An 18,429-nucleotide genomic window follows, 5' to 3' on the forward strand; every position below is an offset into this window, starting at 1 on the left:
ATGAAAAAAGCGATAATACTTATCTTTTTGATCGCTCTCATGCTGTATATACAGTATGTACAGCCTGGATTAGCACAGGATGAATCAGCAAAGGGGGAGTTCAGGTTCGATCTTGCTGCACAGGTCGCAGGGATCGATAACTACACAAAACACTGGTCTGGCATATACCCTCCGGACCCAAAAGCTGACATTATAATCTATTCTTATGCCGGCAACCTGTCCTACAGGCGCATGTCAGCTCTGGGATTTTTCTATGTTGTCTATGACCCGTTTGATAATATTGTTGCCGTAGAGAAGATAGAATCCTTCAAACGCAGTTACGAGCCCAGCGTTGTTTATTATACCCTCCATCCCGAATCCGACTGGATGGAAGGAAATTACAAGATCAGGGTTATAGTATATGATAAAATAAACAGGGACGCCTGGGATAATATAACTACTGACCCGTTTGCTATTGCGCGTGAACCTGAAAAATACAAGACATTCTATGAGACAGGCTCTAATGCTGAAGAACTGGGTATTATTCAACCACTGGGTGATGCTGTTGTTCAGGCGTTCCTTTATTTCCAGATCGACAAATCAGTAACAACATATCCGCCTGACAGGTTCCTTATCCGTGATGTACGCTTTGTTGATGACAGTATGGAACGGATACTGGGTGAGAAACTCAAAGTTGAAGTAAAGGTAGATAATAATTACAAAGATGATGGCGAATTCAAACTGGTCATGATGGTGGATAACAGCATCGTGTCAACACAGGATATCGCTGTTAAGGGGTTCAATACCTCTACGGTCATCTTCGATGCCAAAGCAGGTAAAATCGGTACGTTCAAACTTCACTTTGGCGCTGATACGCCTGATGTAAAATATAAGAATGCTGAACTGATGTTCACCATCAAGAACGAGACCGAATCTACAAGGCTTGATGTACCCAGGATCGAGATCACAGGGATGAACGTTGATAAGGAGTTCGTGCCTCTGGACAGCAGCGTGATCGTTTCAGTGACAGCGGTCAATAATGGTAAGACAGGGACCAAAACAATCACAGTGTACTCTAACAGAGAGCCGATCGGATCGGCTGAGTTGAATTTTCAGTACCTTGAGGAAAAAACCGTGGATATACCTGTAACCCTGAGAAGCATGGGGATAAACAGGATCACAGTATCCGACGCACCCCAGCTCTACAGGAATGTGTTCGTACAGGAAGCTGATGGATCATCGCTCGGAGATAGCCCTGTCATGAAGCGGCTTGAAGAAAACCCACTAAAAGTCTCAGCAGTAGTTGTGCTTCTCGTGTTCACAGGCGTGCTCTACTATGTAAGAAAGAGGCTGCTCGGAGATGAGATGCCTCAAGTTGAAGCTCCTGCGAAAGCATCTGAGGAAAAACCGAAGAAAAACAGACTATCCGGTATGAGGGAGTATCTGGCCGGTAAGGTACAGAATGTTAAAAAGATCACAAGAAGAAGGCCCTGATTATAATGAAAGTGATAGATTATACAACACCAGCGCTTGTATCAGGATCTTTCGCACTGTTACTGTTAGTCTTCTACCTCTACAAATCAGAGAACAGCAAAATGATGCACTTCCTCTCAGCCAGGTTCATGAGAAACAGGTACAGCCCTGCCCAGATCCAGAAGGATACCCGCAGTCAGGATGCTGTTATGTTAACCGTACTTATGATCATGATACTTGCACTTGGTTTAAAGATGATTATGCTCCAGGCTGTCGTCTCAGATTCCATGGTACCAGAATTCAAAAAGGGGGATCTCATATTGACTCAAACCATGTCTAAAGAACCACAGGTCGGGGATATTGTAACATTTAAAGCAAGAAATGTTATAAACCCGGTGACCCATAGGGTTATTGATATACGGGATAATATAGTGATAACCAAAGGTGACAACAACCCTCTTGTTGACGACTATTTTACCACAAGGGACGATATTATTGGAAAGGCCGTTGTTATAAGGGACAATCCTGTTGTGATCAAGGACATTGGCTCTTATTTCATTCTCGATTTTAGCAAAGAGGGCAGGCTCTATAAGTACGGTGATAAGTTCGAATTCATTCAGCAGATGTTTTTGACCATACGGACATGGGGATATGTCCTTACAGCAATCGCTCTTATTGCTTTAATAATGTCCATGGCTGGTAATAAGATATGAACAGAAAAATTTCAGTGTCGTGAGTGGTGATTAAAAATGTGGATCGACAATAACTTCCATCGAAAATGAACAAGGTAATATATATAATAGTGCTGGTATCAATTGCAACGACCACCTTGAGCCAGACCGTTTCATTCGTTGGTGGTGACCATCAGTTCTACGAGAGCGTACAGGATAAGTGTACAAAGTGCCACGGGGATATCAAAATGCAGCTATCAGCTTCATCTGAGCATTCCTCTTACTCATGTACGTTCTGCCATACCAGATCAGAAAATAACCATACCAACACCAAACCCACATGCCAAGACTGCCATTCATCTGTGCGATTGAACGATACACGTGAGGCACATCCAGGCTTTGCAAGCCTGGGCTCAGAAGGCTGCATTGCCTGCCATACAACCTATAACGTAATTGTGAACTATTCCAGGCCTGAATATATCGATTATACCATTATGAACAAAAACGGGGACTGGGTCATCTCTGATGTCACGACCACAGGAGAGCTGAATCTCTCCTATAATGCTATGAGGCAGGGTGGAGACCATAATGTGAAAAATTTATCATGCAAAGACTGCCATAAGGATATCTTCGATGCTGTCTCAGTCGGAGGTCATGCAGTCGTTCTTGATAAGAATGGTACACAGGTGCCCTACCACAACAACACCAATTCTAACCTGGAAGCATGGTGCAGAACCTGCCATAATCGAGATGATACTAAATTCACAACTCAGCAGCATTCAGTACGAAGAACCACGTGTGAGGGATGCCATCAAGCCTATAATTTAACACCCCATCCAGGTAATTTTTTTACGAGTATCAATACAGTCCCCCATCTGTACCGCAGTCTTGTCTGCATATCCTGTCATTCAGTGGGCTGGCCTGCACCGACCGGGGGAATACATTTCAAGGTACGCCAGGAACCGTATTTCGATGTTGAGTATGAGATAATAACACCTCTATCTATTACGAATTCATCACCTGCTGGTGATCCAACTACAGCAGTTGGTACAGTCCAGACGTTCTCTATCACTCTCGATAGGATTGCTGATGTTACCTGGTATAAGAATGGATCTGAGATCTTTACAGTACTGGGTGTTACATTATCAGGCTATACCAATTCTAATGCAGCTATTGGAGTTTATAATATAACAGCCACTGCCGATGATGGCTATACATCGGCCCTGAGGACATGGAACTGGACTGTTACCGCCAGTGGAAGCGGTGGAGACGGCGGAGGAGGCGGAGGTGGTGGAGACGGAGGCAGCGGCATAGGAGGCAGCGGAGACGGCCTTAGCAGTATAAGCGGATATGTATTCGATAACTATGGTATTGGCCTGGAAGGAGTTACTGTGAAGGGCACCATGGATAACATAACCGCAGAAAATATAACTATAATGGACGGCTATTATTCAATAACCAATCTGTCCAGCGGCACTTATAACTTTAGCTTATCAAAGGCAGGATTTGATACTGGCTATTTTGAATTTACATTCAACGGAGGGGTTATAGTAAGGAATATGAACAAGACTATCTTCGATACTACGCCACCCGCTCAGGTTACCGGGTTGAGGAGTGATAATCTGACCAATTCAACTGTTAATCTGAGCTGGGATCCGGTAGAAGATGCAAATTATTACCAGTTATTCAGGAACTCCGATAGTCTTGGGTATACCCGGAACACCTACTGGAATGATACCGGGCTAACTCCGAACGTTCTATATCAATATATGGTCAGAGCAAATGATTCCTATAATAACTGGGGACAAAACTCATCGGTTTTAACAGTAAATATGCCTTTGACAATTATATCCTGGTCACCTGTTGAAGATCCGACTGCAACAGAAGATACAGCCCAGACATTCGAGGTAGTTCTTAATAAAACTGCTGATGTCACCTGGTATGTTAATGATTCTATAGCAGGGAGTAATTCAAGTATAATATCAGCAAACTATACTAATTCTACAGCAGGCATTGGAGTATACAACGTAACAGTATTTGCTTCAGATGGCTATAATTGGGCATCAAGAGCATGGAACTGGACTGTTATCGAGCAGCCCAGGTACAACCTGAGCGGGTATGTATTTGACAACTATGGTCTGGGACTTGGGGATGTTCTGGTACAGAACAGCAGCTATCAGAACACGACACCGGAATCCGGATATTATTCAATAGGCAATCTGTCCAATGGCACATATAACTTTAGCTTCTCAAAGGCAGGATTTGATACCGGGTATTTCGAGATCATAATCAGTGGCTCAGATAATACAAATGAAAACATAACAATCTATGATACTACTCCGCCTGACTCAGTATCCAACCCGGATGCAACAACAGGCAACTTCTTTATAAACAACACCTGGATTAATCCAGAAGATGCTGACTTTGATCATATACTGTTCAGGTACAGCAACGATACGACCCTGCAGAACGTCAGTAACCCTGCTAACTATCTCAATCTAACCTGGGCGCCGCACTATACCCAGAATATCAGCGCTCAGACTGTGGATATATATGGCAATATCAATCAAACGAAGGTATGGTTCAATGCCACTATACCGAATAATGTGCCAATCCAGCTTCCGATTGGAGATAAAACGGTGACCGAGGGAGAGCTGTTAACCTTCAATGTATCAGCCACGGATGCAGATTCAGATACAATAACATATGGCACCAATGCTACAAAGGGAATCTTCAACACAACTACAGGTGAGTTCTCATGGATACCTGGATATGAGGATGCAGGAATCTACATATGGTACTTCAACTCCAGCGATGGATATGACGGTGTAGCAAGTGAGACAATAACCGTAACTGTGAATGATATGCCCTTATCAGCTATATTCTCATCACCTGTTAGCGATCCTATTACAACAGTCGGCACAGTCCAGACATTTGAAATAGATCTTAATAGAGCTGCAGATGTTACCTGGTATATTGATGGCTCTGCCGTCCAGAGTAATTTAAGTGTAATTTCGGCAAACTATACTGACTCCACAGCAGGCATTGGAGTATACAATATTACTGCTATTGCCAGTGATAGCTTTGATTCAGCCTCAAGAACCTGGAACTGGACTGTTATCGCACAGCCCACGTATAATGTGAGCGGCTATGTATTCGATAATAATGGTGCGAGATTAGGAGATGTCCTGGTGCAGAGTGACAGCTACCAAGACCCCACAATAGCATCTGGTTACTACTCGATAACAGGTCTTTTGAACGGTACATACAACTTTAGCTATTCTAAATACGGGTTTAATACTGATTATTTAGAGGTTGCGGTTAATGGTGCGGATATCACTAATACAAATATAACAATCTACGATACTACACCTCCTGCCCAGGTTACCGGGTTGATGAACGACACTCCTACTCAGACAACTGTTAACATTAGCTGGGATTCAATAGCAGATGCAAGCTATTACCAGGTATTTAGAGATTCCATAAGCATTGGATATACACAGAATACCTACTGGAATGATACAGGACTAACTGCGGATACTTTATATGAATATGTGGTCAGAGCCAATGATTCATATGACAACTGGGGACAAAACTCTTCAATTTTGAGTGTTAAAACCGCTGTGGCTGCTGATACTACCCCGCCTGCTTCGGTATCAAATCCAGGTACGACAACAGGTAACTTCTTTATAAACAACACATGGGTTAATCCAGAAGATACTGATTTCAGTTACGTATGGTTCAGGTACAGTGATGGCACTATCCTGCAGAATATTACTAATCCTGATAACTATCTCAATCTCACCTGGTCACCACATTATACCCAGAATATTAGCGCCCAGACAGTGGATACTTCAGGTAACGTTAACCAGACGAAGGTATGGTTCAATGCAACTATACCGAACAATATGCCAATCCAGCTTCCGATTGGAGATAGAACCGTAACCGAGGGAGATCTATTGATCTTCAATGTGTCAGCCACAGATGCTGACTCAGACACGATAACATACGGTACAAATGCAACAAGAGGTTCACTTAATCCCACAACAGGAGAATATTCATGGCAGACAGGCATCGGCGATTCAGGAACATACATCTGGTACTTCAGTTCCAGTGATGGCTATGGCGGTGTAGCAAGTGAAACTATAACTATTACAGTAACCGTGAGCCCACCAACAGAATATATCCCGCCAGATCCAGTGAACCTTGCCAGTACGCAAGGAAACTTCTGGATCAACTATACATGGCAGGCAGGAGCAGGCAATGTGACTGATAGTTATAACATCAATGTTAATGGTATCTGGACAAACGGGACAAACAGCACTTATTATAATAACAGTGTTGGGCCACATGGCTGGAGCAATATAACTGTATGGGCTTACAACAATTCAGGTAGCGGAAGTTTAAGTTCAGCCTCAGTATCGCAGAATACACAGGTTGTCAACAATATTCCAATGCAAGAACCAATTGGGGATAAGACCATAGATGAGAATCAGCCTCTGCAGTTCACAGTATCGGCTACAGATGCAGATTCTGATCTGATAACGTATGGTACAAATGCCACAAAAGGTACATTTAACATCACAACAGGTGAGTTCTCATGGATTCCTGGCTATGGGGATGCAGGGATTTATATCTGGTATTTCAATTCAAGTGATGGCTATGGCGGTATTACAAGTGAAACAATAACCGTAACTGTGAATGATGTACCTCTATCAATTACATCTTCGTTACCTGTTAGCGATCCAACTACAACTGTAGGTACAGAGCAAACATTTGGAATAGATTTGAATAGAACTGCTGACATTACCTGGTATATTGATAGCTCTATAGTTCATACTGATTTGAGTGTGGTATCAGCGAGCTATGCTAATTCTACGGCAGGCATAGGAATGTATAACGTTACTGCAATTGCCAGTGATAATTATGATTCAGTCTCAAGAACCTGGAACTGGACTGTTATAGAGCAGCCTACGTATAGTGTGAGCGGCTATGTATTCGATAATAATGGCGCAGGATTAGGAGATGTAGATGTCTTGGTACAGAATGGCAGCCACCAAGACACCACAATAGCGTCTGGTTACTACTCGATAACAGGTCTTTTGAACGGCAATTACAACTTTAGCTTCTCAAAACCAGGATTTGATACTGGATATTTAGAAGTGATAATTAACGGCGCAGATAACACCAGTGCTAATAAGACGATCTACGATACTACACCTCCTGCTCAGGTCACAGGGTTGAGAAACGATACTCCGACTCAGATGACCGTTAACCTTAGCTGGTATCCAATAGCAGATGCAAGCTACTACCAGGTATTCAGAGATTCTGCCAGTCTTGGATATACCCAGAATACCTACTGGAACGATACCGGGCTGATTGCAGATACCTTATATGAATATGTGGTCAGAGCTAACGATTCATATGACAACTGGGGCCAAAATTCTTCAATTTTGAGTGTTAGAACAGCTCCAGCCGCAGATACTACTCCGTCTGCTTCAGTGTCCAGTCCTGCCATGATAACAGGTAACTTCTATATAAACAACACCTGGGTTAATCCAGAAGACCCTGATTTCAATTATGTATGGTTCAGGTATAGCAATGATACTACACTTCAGAACGTTAGTAATCCTACGAATTACCTAAATCTCACCTGGCCACCGCACTATACCCAGAATATCAGCGCACATACTGTAGATACTTCTGGTAACGTTAACCAGACTAAGGTGTGGTTCAATGCAACTATACCGAACAATGCACCGGTACAAGCAACAATTGGAAACAAGATAGTAACCGAGGGAGATCTATTGACCTTCAATGTATCAGCCACAGATACTGACTCAGACACGATAACATACGGTACAAATGCAACAGGAGGTTTACTTAATCCCGCAACAGGAGAATATTCATGGCAGACAAGCAGCGGCGATTCAGAAACATACATCTGGTACTTCAACTCCAGTGATGGCTATGGTGGAGTTGCAACTGAAACAATAACAGTAATCGTGAATAACGTACCTCTATCGATCACAAGCTCATCGCCTGATTACGATCCTACCACTACGGTTGGTACAGCCCAAACATTTGGAATAAACCTTAACAGAAATGCAGATGTTACCTGGTATATTGATGGTTCTATAGTTCAGACTGATTTGAGTGTGGTATCAGCGAGCTATGCTAATTCTACTGCAAACATAGGAATGTATAACGTTACTGCAACTGCCAGTGATAGTTATGATTCAGTCTCAAGAACCTGGAACTGGACTGTTATAGAGCAGCCTACTTACAGTGTGAGCGGCTATGTGTTCGATAATAATGGCGCAGGATTAGGAGATGTAGATGTCATGGTACAGAATGGCAGTAAACAGGATACCACTATAGCCTCTGGATACTATCAGATAACCGGCCTGCTAGATGGTATTTATAACTTCAGTTATTCCAAAGCCGGGTTTAATACTGATTATTTAGAGGTTGCAGTTAATGGTGCAGATATCACCAATATGAATATAACAATCTATGATACCACACCTCCTGCTCAGGTTACCGGGTTGATGAACGACACTCCGACTCAGACAACTGTTAACCTTAGCTGGGATCCAATAGCAGATGCAAGCTACTACCAGGTATTCAGAGATTCTGGCAGTCTTGGATATACCCAGAATACCTACTGGAACGATACCGGGCTGATTGCAGATACCTTATATGAGTACATGGTCAGAGCTAACGATTCATATGACAACTGGGGACAAAACTCATCAGTTTTAAGTATCAGGACGGCTCAAGCCGCAGATACTACTCCGCCTGCTTCGGTATCAAATCCATCTATGATAACAGGTAACTTCTTTATAAACAACACATGGATCAATCCAGCAGATTCTGATTTCAATTATGTATGGTTCAAGTATAGCAACGGCACCACCCTGCAGAATGTCAGTAATCCTATGAACTACCTGAATCTCACCTGGTCGCCCCATTATACCCAGAATATCAGCGCACAGACTGTGGATACCTCTGGTAACGTTAATCAAACGAGAATATGGTTTAATGTGACTATACCCAATAATGTCCCGGTTCAATTGCAAATTGGAAATAAAGTTGTAGATGAAGGGCAACTGCTGACTTTTACAGTATCATCAACCGATGCTGATAATGATGCTATAACCTATGGCACTAATGCCACAAAAGGAACCTTCAACACAACTACAGGTGGGTTCTCCTGGACACCTGGCTATGGAGATGCAGGAGCTTACGTCTGGTACTTCAATTCAAGCGATAGCTACGGCGGTGTTACAACCGAAACAATAACCATAACTGTAAACGACATACAGTTATCTATTACTTCATCCTCGCCATCATCCGATCCCATAACCACACAGGGTGAGGCTCAGATCTTCAGTATAACTCTGAACAGAACTGCTGATATAGCATGGTACATGAACGGAGTTCAGGCTCATACCAATACAAGTGTTACTTCAGCAAGCTATGCCGATTCTATAGCAAGCATTGGTACATACAACGTTACAGCTATTGCCAGCGATAGCTATGATTCAGCCTCAAGATCATGGAACTGGACAGTTATTGCACAGCCTACCTATAGTGTGAGCGGCTACGTATTCGATAACTATGGTTCAGGACTTGAAGGTATCCTGGTACAGAACGGCATCTATCAGAACACCACAATAGCATCTGGTTACTACCTGATAACTGGTCTACTTAACGGTACATACAACCTTAGCTTCTCAAAACCAGGATTTGATACTGGCTATTTAGAGATCACAGTTAGTGGCACAGATATCATAAATGTGAACAAGACAATCTACGATACCACACCTCCTGCACAGGTTACCGGGTTGATGAACGACACTCCGACTCAGACAACCGTTAACATTAGCTGGGATCCAGTAGCAGATGCAAGCTATTACCAGGTATTCAGAAACTCTGACAGTCTTGGATATACCCAGAATACATACTTGAACGATAACGGGTTGATTGCAGATACTTTATATCAATACCATGTCAGGGCTAATGATTCATATAACAACTGGGGTCAAAACTCATCAATTTTGAGTGTTAAGACCGCTGAGGCTGCTGATACTACTCCACCTGGTTCAGTATCAAATCCAAGCACAACAGCAGGCAACTTCTATATAAACAATACCTGGATCAATCCAGAAGATGCTGATTTCGATCATGTATTATTCAGGTACAGTGATGGTAATATCCTGCAGAACGTTAGTAATCCTATGAACTACCTGAATCTCACCTGGTCACCACATTATACCCAGAGTATCAGTGCTCAGACAGTGGATGCCTCTGGTAACGTTAATCAAACGAAAGTGTGGTTCAACGCCACTATACCGAATAATGCACCTGTTCAAGCACCGATCGGAGATAGAACCGTAACCGAGGGAGATCTATTGATCTTCAATGTGTCAACCACGGATATAGACTTAGATCCAATAACATACGGTACAGATGCAACAAGAGGTTCACTTAATCCCGCAACAGGGGAATATTCATGGCAGACAGGCATCGGCGATTCAGGAATATACATCTGGTACTTCAGTTCAAGCGATGGCTATGGCGGTGTAGCAAGTGAAACTATTACAATTACAGTAGCCGTGAGTCCACCAACAGAATATATCCCGCCAGATCCAGTGAACCTTGCCAGTACTCAAGGAAACTTCTGGATCAACTATACGTGGCAGGCAGGAGCAGGCAATCTAACTGATAGCTATAACATCAGTGTGGATGGTATCTGGATAAATGGAACGACTAATACTTATTATAATACATCAGTCGGGCCACATGGCTGGAGTAATATAACTGTATGGGCATATAACAGCTCAGGAAGCGGAAGCCTGAGCTTAAATTCTATATCGCAGAATACACAGGTTGCCAACAATGTCCCGATTCAAGAATCAATTGGGGATAGAACCATAGATGAGAATCAACTTCTGCAGTTCACAGTTACAGCTACAGATACAGATTCCGATCTGATAACGTATGGTACAAACGCCACAAAAGGTATCTTCAATACAACCACGGGAGAGTTCTCATGGACTCCAGGCTATGGGGATGCAGGGGTTTATATATGGTACTTCAGTTCAAGCGATAGCTACGGTGGAGTTGCAACAGAAGCAATAACCATAACTGTGAACAATGTACCTCTGTCAATTACATCTTTATCACCTGTTAATGACCCCGCTACAACAGTTGGTACAGAACAAACATTTGAAATAAACCTTAACAGAAATGCAGATGTTACCTGGTATATTGATGGCTCTATAATTCAGAGTAATTCAAATGTAGCATCAGCAAGTTATACCAACTCCACGGCAGACATAGGAGTGCACAATATCACTGCAATTGCCAGTGATAGTTATGATTCAGCCTCAAGAACCTGGAACTGGACAGTTATTGCACAGCCTACCTATAGTGTGAGCGGCTACGTATTCGATAATTACGGTTCGGGATTGGGGGATGTTCTAGTGCAGAATGGCAGCTACCAGAGTACTACGATAGCGTCTGGTTACTATCTGATAACCGGTCTATTCAATGGTACCTACAACTTTAGCTTCTCAAAGTCAGGATTTGATACTGGTTATTTAGAGGTTACAATTAGCGGCGCAGATATCATAAATGCGAACAAGACGATCTATGATACTACACCTCCTGCTCAGGTCACCGGGTTGAGAAACGACACTCTGACCCAGACGACTGTTAACTTTAGCTGGGATACAATAGCAGATGCAAACTATTACCAGATATTCAGAAACTCTGCAAATCTTGGATACACCCAGAACACATACTGGAACGATACAGGGTTGATTGCAGATACCTTATACGAATACGCGGTCAGAGCCAACGATTCATATAATAACTGGGGACAAAACTCATCAATTTTAAGTATCAGGACGGCTCAAGCCGCAGATACTACTCCGCCTGCTTCAGTATCAAATCCATCTATGATAACAGGTAACTTCTTTATAAACAACACATGGATCAATCCAGCAGATTCTGATTTCAGTTATGTGTGGTTCAGGTACAGCAATGGCACTACACTGCAGAACGTTAGTAAGCCTGCTAACTACCTCAATCTCACCCTGTCACCGCATTATACCCAGAACATCAGCGCACAGACAGTGGATACCTCTGGTAATGTTAACCAGACTAAGGTGTGGTTCAATACTACTATACCCAATAATGTCCCGGTTCAATCCCAGATCGGAAACAGAGCTGTAGATGAAGGGAAATTGATGGCCTTCACAGTATCATCAACCGATACTGATAATGATACTATAACCTATGGCACTAATGCAACAAAAGGAACCTTTAACACAACTACAGGTGAATTCTCCTGGACGCCTGGTTATGGAGATGCAGGAGTCTATATCTGGTACTTCAATTCAAGCGATAACTACGGCGGTGTTGTGAGTGAAACTATAATGGTGACTATAAGTGATGTACCTCTATCTATTACATCATCATCACCGGTTAGTGATCCCACCACTACAAACGGTACAGCTCAAACATTTGAAATAATGCTTAATAGAACTGCAGATGTTACCTGGTATATTAATGGCTCTATAGTAGAGAGTAATTCAAATGTAGCATCAGCAAGTTATACTAACTCTACAGCAGATATAGGATTATACAATGTTACTGCAATTGCCAGTGATATTTACGATTCAGTATCCAGAATATGGAACTGGACTGTTGATTAGAAAAAAGTGAACGGAGCATAGATGTGAAAAATGATGCAGTACCTAGAAGCATTAAAATGGTGATAAAATGAAAGAAAAAATTGCGGCTTTCAGCGCTATCCTGCTGGGTATGGTAGTTGGATTATTCGCAACCGTATCACTGATAATCGATGCCTTCATTCTCGATAACCTGACAGGTACTTTAGTAGACCTTGTTATAATGGGATTCTCTTATCTGACAGCATGGATCGGGATTCGGTATGTACTCATGGAGAAAATCGCTAAAGACAAATTGGACAAAGAATGGGACTATAAGATAAAACCTCTTACCAACATGCTTACAGATACCGTCGGGCGCCTCAATGCAATGGAATTGGAGGTCATGAGGACCAACCGTAAAATCGACACCTCTCTTGATTACATAACCAGAATGCAGGATATGGATGCCTCATCGGTGTACATATTCCCTGGTGCGTCTTTTAAATTCATAGCCAAAGCTCTTGTCCTCATAGTCTTTACTTTCTCTGCACTGGTCTATGTATCTGAGTACCCTCTGGGCATTGTTCATTACTTCATTATGGTGATCTATTTATTATGGTGGGCATTATTCACCTCAGAGTACAATCTATTTGAGAACAAGACAGCATGGATATGGGCACTTGCTCCTATTATGACAGTACCTTTTCTTGGCATTATCCTGGATTCCACCCTGGGACCAAATAACATGATAGGTATTCTGTTCTTTTTTATGTTCATCTATGCCTATTCCTACTATTCATGGGCGGCCTATGTTACCACTGGATTTAAGCTGCTTGATATAAACAAGGTCAAGGGCTATATACTGAGCCATGCCGACACTTACATGCAACAAAATGAGATAAAGACCAGGGTAACCATGATAAACAGGAAATGGATCGATGCCGGTATCCTGTTATGTATAGCGATTGCAGGAGCAATCGCAGTCTGGATATTTATCTAATATCCCGTCTAATTATTGGATGGGTTAAAAACCACAGTAAGATATATAACTGTTACATATAGAGAAGATATATTTAACACCGTTTGGGAATTGTGAATACATAAAATGGATAGGATAAGGAATTGTAGAGATAATAGTATAATTTATGATGAAAGATAATCAGGTGATTCAGAGAGAACTGTATATATCAGTTATCATTCCGACATATAATGAGCGGGGAAATATAGAAAAACTAATTCCACAGATTGCAGAAGTTCTCCAGAACTATAAATATGAGCTTGTTATTATAGATGATTCATCCCCTGATGGCACAGCCGAAGCTGCAAGGGAATTCGCAGAAAAGTATAATGTCAGGGTTCTAATTCGACAGAATAAATCGGGCCTATCATCGGCTGTGGTTGAAGGATTTAATACAGCCCTGGGTGATATAATTGGTGTAATAGATGCAGATTTGCAGCATCCTCCTGAGTACATAATAAATTTTATACAGGCTATTTCTGATGGCTACGATATTGCAGTTGGATGCAGGTATATAGAAGGCGGGAAAACAGAGGGATGGAGTATGTTCAGACTACTGGTCTCAAGAGTTGCCATTATGTTCTCAATGCCTTTAACAGATGTAAGAGATCCACTGAGTGGGTACTTTTTTCTAAAAAGAAAGGTTATTGAGAATGTCTCATTCAACCCTACAGGCTTTAAGATACTGCTGGAAATACTGGTGAAAGGATTTTACAGTAAAGTAAAAGAGGTTCCCTATACCTTCAAGCTCAGAGAGAACGGGGAGAGCAAGCTTAGTGTCAGCGAATATTCCAATTACCTTAAGTTACTGTATTATCTCTACGGATTCAAGCTGAAGAGATATACCAGATCCGTACCAACAGATATTTATAATATAAAAACATAGCTCCTACTGGTGTTGGAATGGATAGGATTGACTTCGGTATAGTAAATCTACTTGCGGCTTCTAATAAAAAGGAATCCGCTGCTCGTATTCTTAGCGGCATTACTGTTATACTCTTGATTCTGGCTGGCTCTCCTTTTTTAAATATAGCGACCAATATTGGAGCTGATGCTGCTTCCAATCCGTACGCCCCTGCTTCTATTTTAAATCTAACAAACTCTGATCCTACTTCAAGCGGCTCTTTTATTTTCTGGGATACCAACGAGTCCAGTAATAGCAGAGTATATTATGGTCTGGATGAGACAGATGTTAATAATCTTATAAATGGAACATGGAGCTACTGGTATAATAATACGTTCAATGTGAGTATCAGAGTATCAGGTCTTTCTTCAAATACCACCTATTATTATAAGCCTGAGAGCTGGTCATCAGGAATTGCCAATAATTCAGTACCTGCCAGTGCATTTGTGACTCTAAGGCCAGGTGTCTGGGTCAATCCATCCGAATATATGGTCAGTCCACCTGGATGGATGGGCTCGCCTGTTAACTTCCGTACAGTTAATATATCAGCAGCAGTTTTAAATAGTAATGGCCGTTATGTCTCTGGACTTTCACTTGAAGCTGTTATCTACAACAGTACAGGCAATGAGGTCGGCAGGACCAGTTTAAGCGGTGATGGTCCTTATTCAGGCGATTTCACTCTGCCAGATTATCTGGATGAAGGGGGATACGTGGTAAAGATTACCGATTATCCGATTGCAGGAGAGTTCAGTGTCCTCAGATGGAGCTGTGCTAATTGCCATGTTGGTCCTGGTGCCAACTATCCCTCTACATTCGATCCCGCAACAGTTCATCCAGAGCATTTTGATACTACTGATATATATGTGGTGCATGAGGATGAGACTATAACCTCCACATCGCAGTGTGGGCAGTGCCATAGTAGCAGATATCCCAACTGGGTAACGCACCCGGCGAATAACCAATGCAGCAACTGCCACAGATCTCCTTCAGGCACTACCGCCGCTCTATCCTGTGAGAATTGCCATAATGACAGGACAACGAACCAGAATGTTCTATCCCAGCGCTATGGCCAGGATAAACACTTAAACCAGGCATGCAGTAACTGCCACGGCAGTCTGACATCTCTTAACACCAGACCGAACTGCACAACCTGTCATCCAAGGCCGGGATCAAACCTCACCACTGTTCCCGATTCTATCAGTAATAAAAGCCATTCTACTCAGAAGACGGTAGCCTGCGGCCTGTGCCATAACCGTGAGCATGATGTAAAGTCTCTGACACTGGATGCTAAAACATGCAGAAGCTGCCACACTGGTATAAACCATGATGGAGGAGCACAGTGTACAACCTGCCACGGAAGCGATCCCCACGAAATAACATCAGCAGGCGGTGAGGCATGCATAGAATGCCACGGTACCAACTACCCGGACGCAAACCCCATGGCAAGAACGACCCTGGTTAATATATCAGCCTTTAGTGAATCCATTCACCTGAACATCAATGCTACTCCTCCTGATACAGTAACTAATGATGACTGCTGGTCATGCCACTATAACAAGGATATGAACCGCCAGAATATAAGGAAATGCGGTGACTGCCACAGGAAGCCGCAGCAGTGGCATGGTAATGCGAATATAACAACCAACATTTCGAAACTCTGGTAAGACGTGGGATTTAATGATAAGGCGAAGTGGTGCAATAAATGTAATCATAATTATAATCGCTTTTGTCTTTTTAATGCTATCATCTTCTGCGGCATTTGCCCGGGAGAGCAGTATCATACTAATCCCCAACAGGTTCGTGGTACTCGATGACCCGAACTCAGGCACGAAAGCTCCGGGGTTCTTCAACCCAACCGAAGTGAGAGGTGGAAGCTGGAATTCGAATTACTGGTATGGCGAATCTACCACGATAAGGGCGATAGCTCAGGTTCTAAATGACAGTGGGCATCCACAATCAGGAACCACGGTTACTTTCACGCTCAGGAACCCCGCAAATGCCATCAAAAACACAGCCCAATCTACAACAGATAGTAAAGGCACAGCATACTATTCCTTTGATCTGAACGAGCAGAGGTACTGGGGATACTGGACTGTGGAAGCCAGCGCAGTGGTGGAAGGCGGCAGTATTAACAGTAATACCTCCTTTGCGCTTAACTGGTGGGGCTGTGCCCAGTGCCACGGGAAGGAAGATCCCGGTAAATGGGGCACCCGCTATACTCCCAAGTCCTATTATACAATGGGATATGATTTCCATAAAAGCCAGACAAAATCAAAGCACACAGACGCAATGGCTAAAGGCACATGCATAATATGCCACCAGATGTACAACGGGACACCTGTGAACTGGGGATTCAGGGACAACAGCCCTAATATCAATCCAGATAACGAATACTCGCCTGACTGGCATTACGGCAGGGCAAAATGCCAGAACTGCCATGCAGGCTCGAATATATCCACCACCCCGCAGGGGAAGAACCCGGAGACAGCAGGATGCTACGATACAGAGGGCTGCCATGCAAAGAAGAACAATAATCTTACGGGTGTATCATCCACCACAGGATATGCAGTCGGAGGCAATTACAGGACAAACTACTCATATATACCTGCAAATACCGTAAAAGCTCATAATAGTTCAGCCATTCCGTGCATCGTGTGCCACAATGCAGGTCATAAGATCACAAAGCCCTATAATACCACTTCAACAAGCAATACCTTCACAGAATACCAGCAATGCATAGCCTGCCATCAAACATACGCCCGCCATAATGACAGTGTAAGCTGCACTGTCTGTCATTCACAGGATGCACATGCTATCAAGGTATTTTCTCAGAGCGCTACTTATGTGACTGGAAAAACCAATCCGGAAAGAGGCAACTGTACAGGCTGCCATCAGAACTCTACATTCCTGGACACTCTTAAGGCGCAACCTATGGCAGGAAGTTACACAGTAGACGTGCCCCAGATCCCGTCTCCCCTCAACCATAGTACAAACCCTTACTCAGGCGCCCTGTGGAACGGTACACAGCCAGCGTATTGGGATAATACGAGCCAGATGAGCGCATGTAATTACTGTCATGGCGCCTCGGTCATTCATAGCAATTCGGCACTTGGCAATATCAGCAGGGTCAAAGGCACGAACAATCTGAACCAGGATATTGCCGGAGGCACCTGGTGTGCTAATTGCCATTATGCAAATGCAGCCGGTTATGCTGGAGATCAATTCTCTCCACAGCCTCCCGAAATATCGAATATGAGCGGACTTGTTCCTGCAACTGCTAGCGATGGTACTGCATTCTACAATCACTCTGACGCCCTTGCTGCAGGATATGATGATGCAAAGTGCAAAAGCTGTCACGGGCTCGCTTTATCGGGATATTCAGAGACTTCACTTAACTTCTCGCACAGTGTAAGCGCTGGAGGTGGAGAGAGCTGTATTGAATGTCATGGCACGGATTACCCGGGAGCATCTCCTTCAGTGTCCCAGACCTTTGTTAATATAACCGCATTTGGTGAATCCATTCACCAGAATATCAATGCTGCTCCTCCAGACACTGTAACTAATGATGACTGCTGGTCATGCCACTACAATAAAGATATGAGCCGCCAGAACATAAGGAAATGCAGCGATTGCCACAGGAAACTGCAGCAGTGGCATGGTAATGCAAATATTACTGCAAATTTTGCGCATCTGTGGTAA

General features: G+C 43.1%; 7 protein-coding genes. All 7 read left to right on the forward strand.

Going from position 1 to position 18,429, the window contains the following annotated elements; all coding sequences use genetic code 11:
* The 7 genes from ANME2D_RS13510 (at position 1) to ANME2D_RS13540 (ending at position 18,429) form a co-directional block, all read left to right on the forward strand.
* On the forward strand, positions 1 to 1,473 hold the full coding sequence (locus tag ANME2D_RS13510) for a hypothetical protein (RefSeq protein ID WP_048092717.1): 1,473 nt from the start codon (positions 1 to 3) through the stop codon (positions 1,471 to 1,473).
* Between the two features lie 5 nt (positions 1,474 to 1,478).
* Positions 1,479 to 2,165 carry a signal peptidase I gene (locus ANME2D_RS17080; RefSeq protein WP_052368934.1) on the forward strand — a complete coding sequence of 229 codons (687 nt, stop codon included), beginning with the start codon at positions 1,479 to 1,481 and terminating at the stop codon, positions 2,163 to 2,165.
* A gap of 65 nt (positions 2,166 to 2,230) precedes the next feature.
* Entirely contained in the window at positions 2,231 to 12,850 is a 10,620-nt protein-coding gene (locus ANME2D_RS13520) for a carboxypeptidase regulatory-like domain-containing protein (RefSeq protein ID WP_048092719.1), read from the forward strand.
* Positions 12,851 to 12,917: 67 nt separating this feature from the next.
* Entirely contained in the window at positions 12,918 to 13,808 is an 891-nt protein-coding gene (locus ANME2D_RS13525) for a hypothetical protein (RefSeq protein WP_048092721.1), read from the forward strand.
* A 145-nt stretch (positions 13,809 to 13,953) separates the two neighbouring features.
* Positions 13,954 to 14,712, forward strand: a complete 759-nt coding sequence (locus ANME2D_RS13530) for a polyprenol monophosphomannose synthase (protein ID WP_052368935.1) — start codon at positions 13,954 to 13,956, stop codon at positions 14,710 to 14,712.
* A 17-nt stretch (positions 14,713 to 14,729) separates the two neighbouring features.
* Positions 14,730 to 16,394, forward strand: a complete 1,665-nt coding sequence (locus ANME2D_RS13535; RefSeq protein WP_048092723.1) for a cytochrome c3 family protein — start codon at positions 14,730 to 14,732, stop codon at positions 16,392 to 16,394.
* 13 nt (positions 16,395 to 16,407) lie between these two features.
* Complete coding sequence (locus ANME2D_RS13540; RefSeq protein ID WP_048092725.1) at positions 16,408 to 18,429, forward strand: hypothetical protein; 2,022 nt, start codon at positions 16,408 to 16,410, stop codon at positions 18,427 to 18,429.

Source organism: Candidatus Methanoperedens nitratireducens (genome assembly GCF_000685155.1).
In the GTDB taxonomy this organism is placed as follows: domain Archaea; phylum Halobacteriota; class Methanosarcinia; order Methanosarcinales; family Methanoperedenaceae; genus Methanoperedens; species Methanoperedens nitratireducens.

What these genes read in the sequence shown, in the direction of transcription:
- ANME2D_RS13525 (WP_048092721.1), top strand. Translation starts at nt 12,918, where the DNA reads ATGAAAGAAAAAATTGCGGCTTTCAGCGCTATCCTGCTGGGTATGGTA.
- ANME2D_RS13520 (WP_048092719.1), top strand. Translation starts at nt 2,231, where the DNA reads ATGAACAAGGTAATATATATAATAGTGCTGGTATCAATTGCAACGACC.
- ANME2D_RS13530 (WP_052368935.1), top strand. Translation starts at nt 13,954, where the DNA reads ATGATGAAAGATAATCAGGTGATTCAGAGAGAACTGTATATATCAGTT.
- ANME2D_RS17080 (WP_052368934.1), top strand. Translation starts at nt 1,479, where the DNA reads ATGAAAGTGATAGATTATACAACACCAGCGCTTGTATCAGGATCTTTC.
- ANME2D_RS13540 (WP_048092725.1), top strand. Translation starts at nt 16,408, where the DNA reads ATGATAAGGCGAAGTGGTGCAATAAATGTAATCATAATTATAATCGCT.
- ANME2D_RS13510 (WP_048092717.1), top strand. Translation starts at nt 1, where the DNA reads ATGAAAAAAGCGATAATACTTATCTTTTTGATCGCTCTCATGCTGTAT.
- ANME2D_RS13535 (WP_048092723.1), top strand. Translation starts at nt 14,730, where the DNA reads ATGGATAGGATTGACTTCGGTATAGTAAATCTACTTGCGGCTTCTAAT.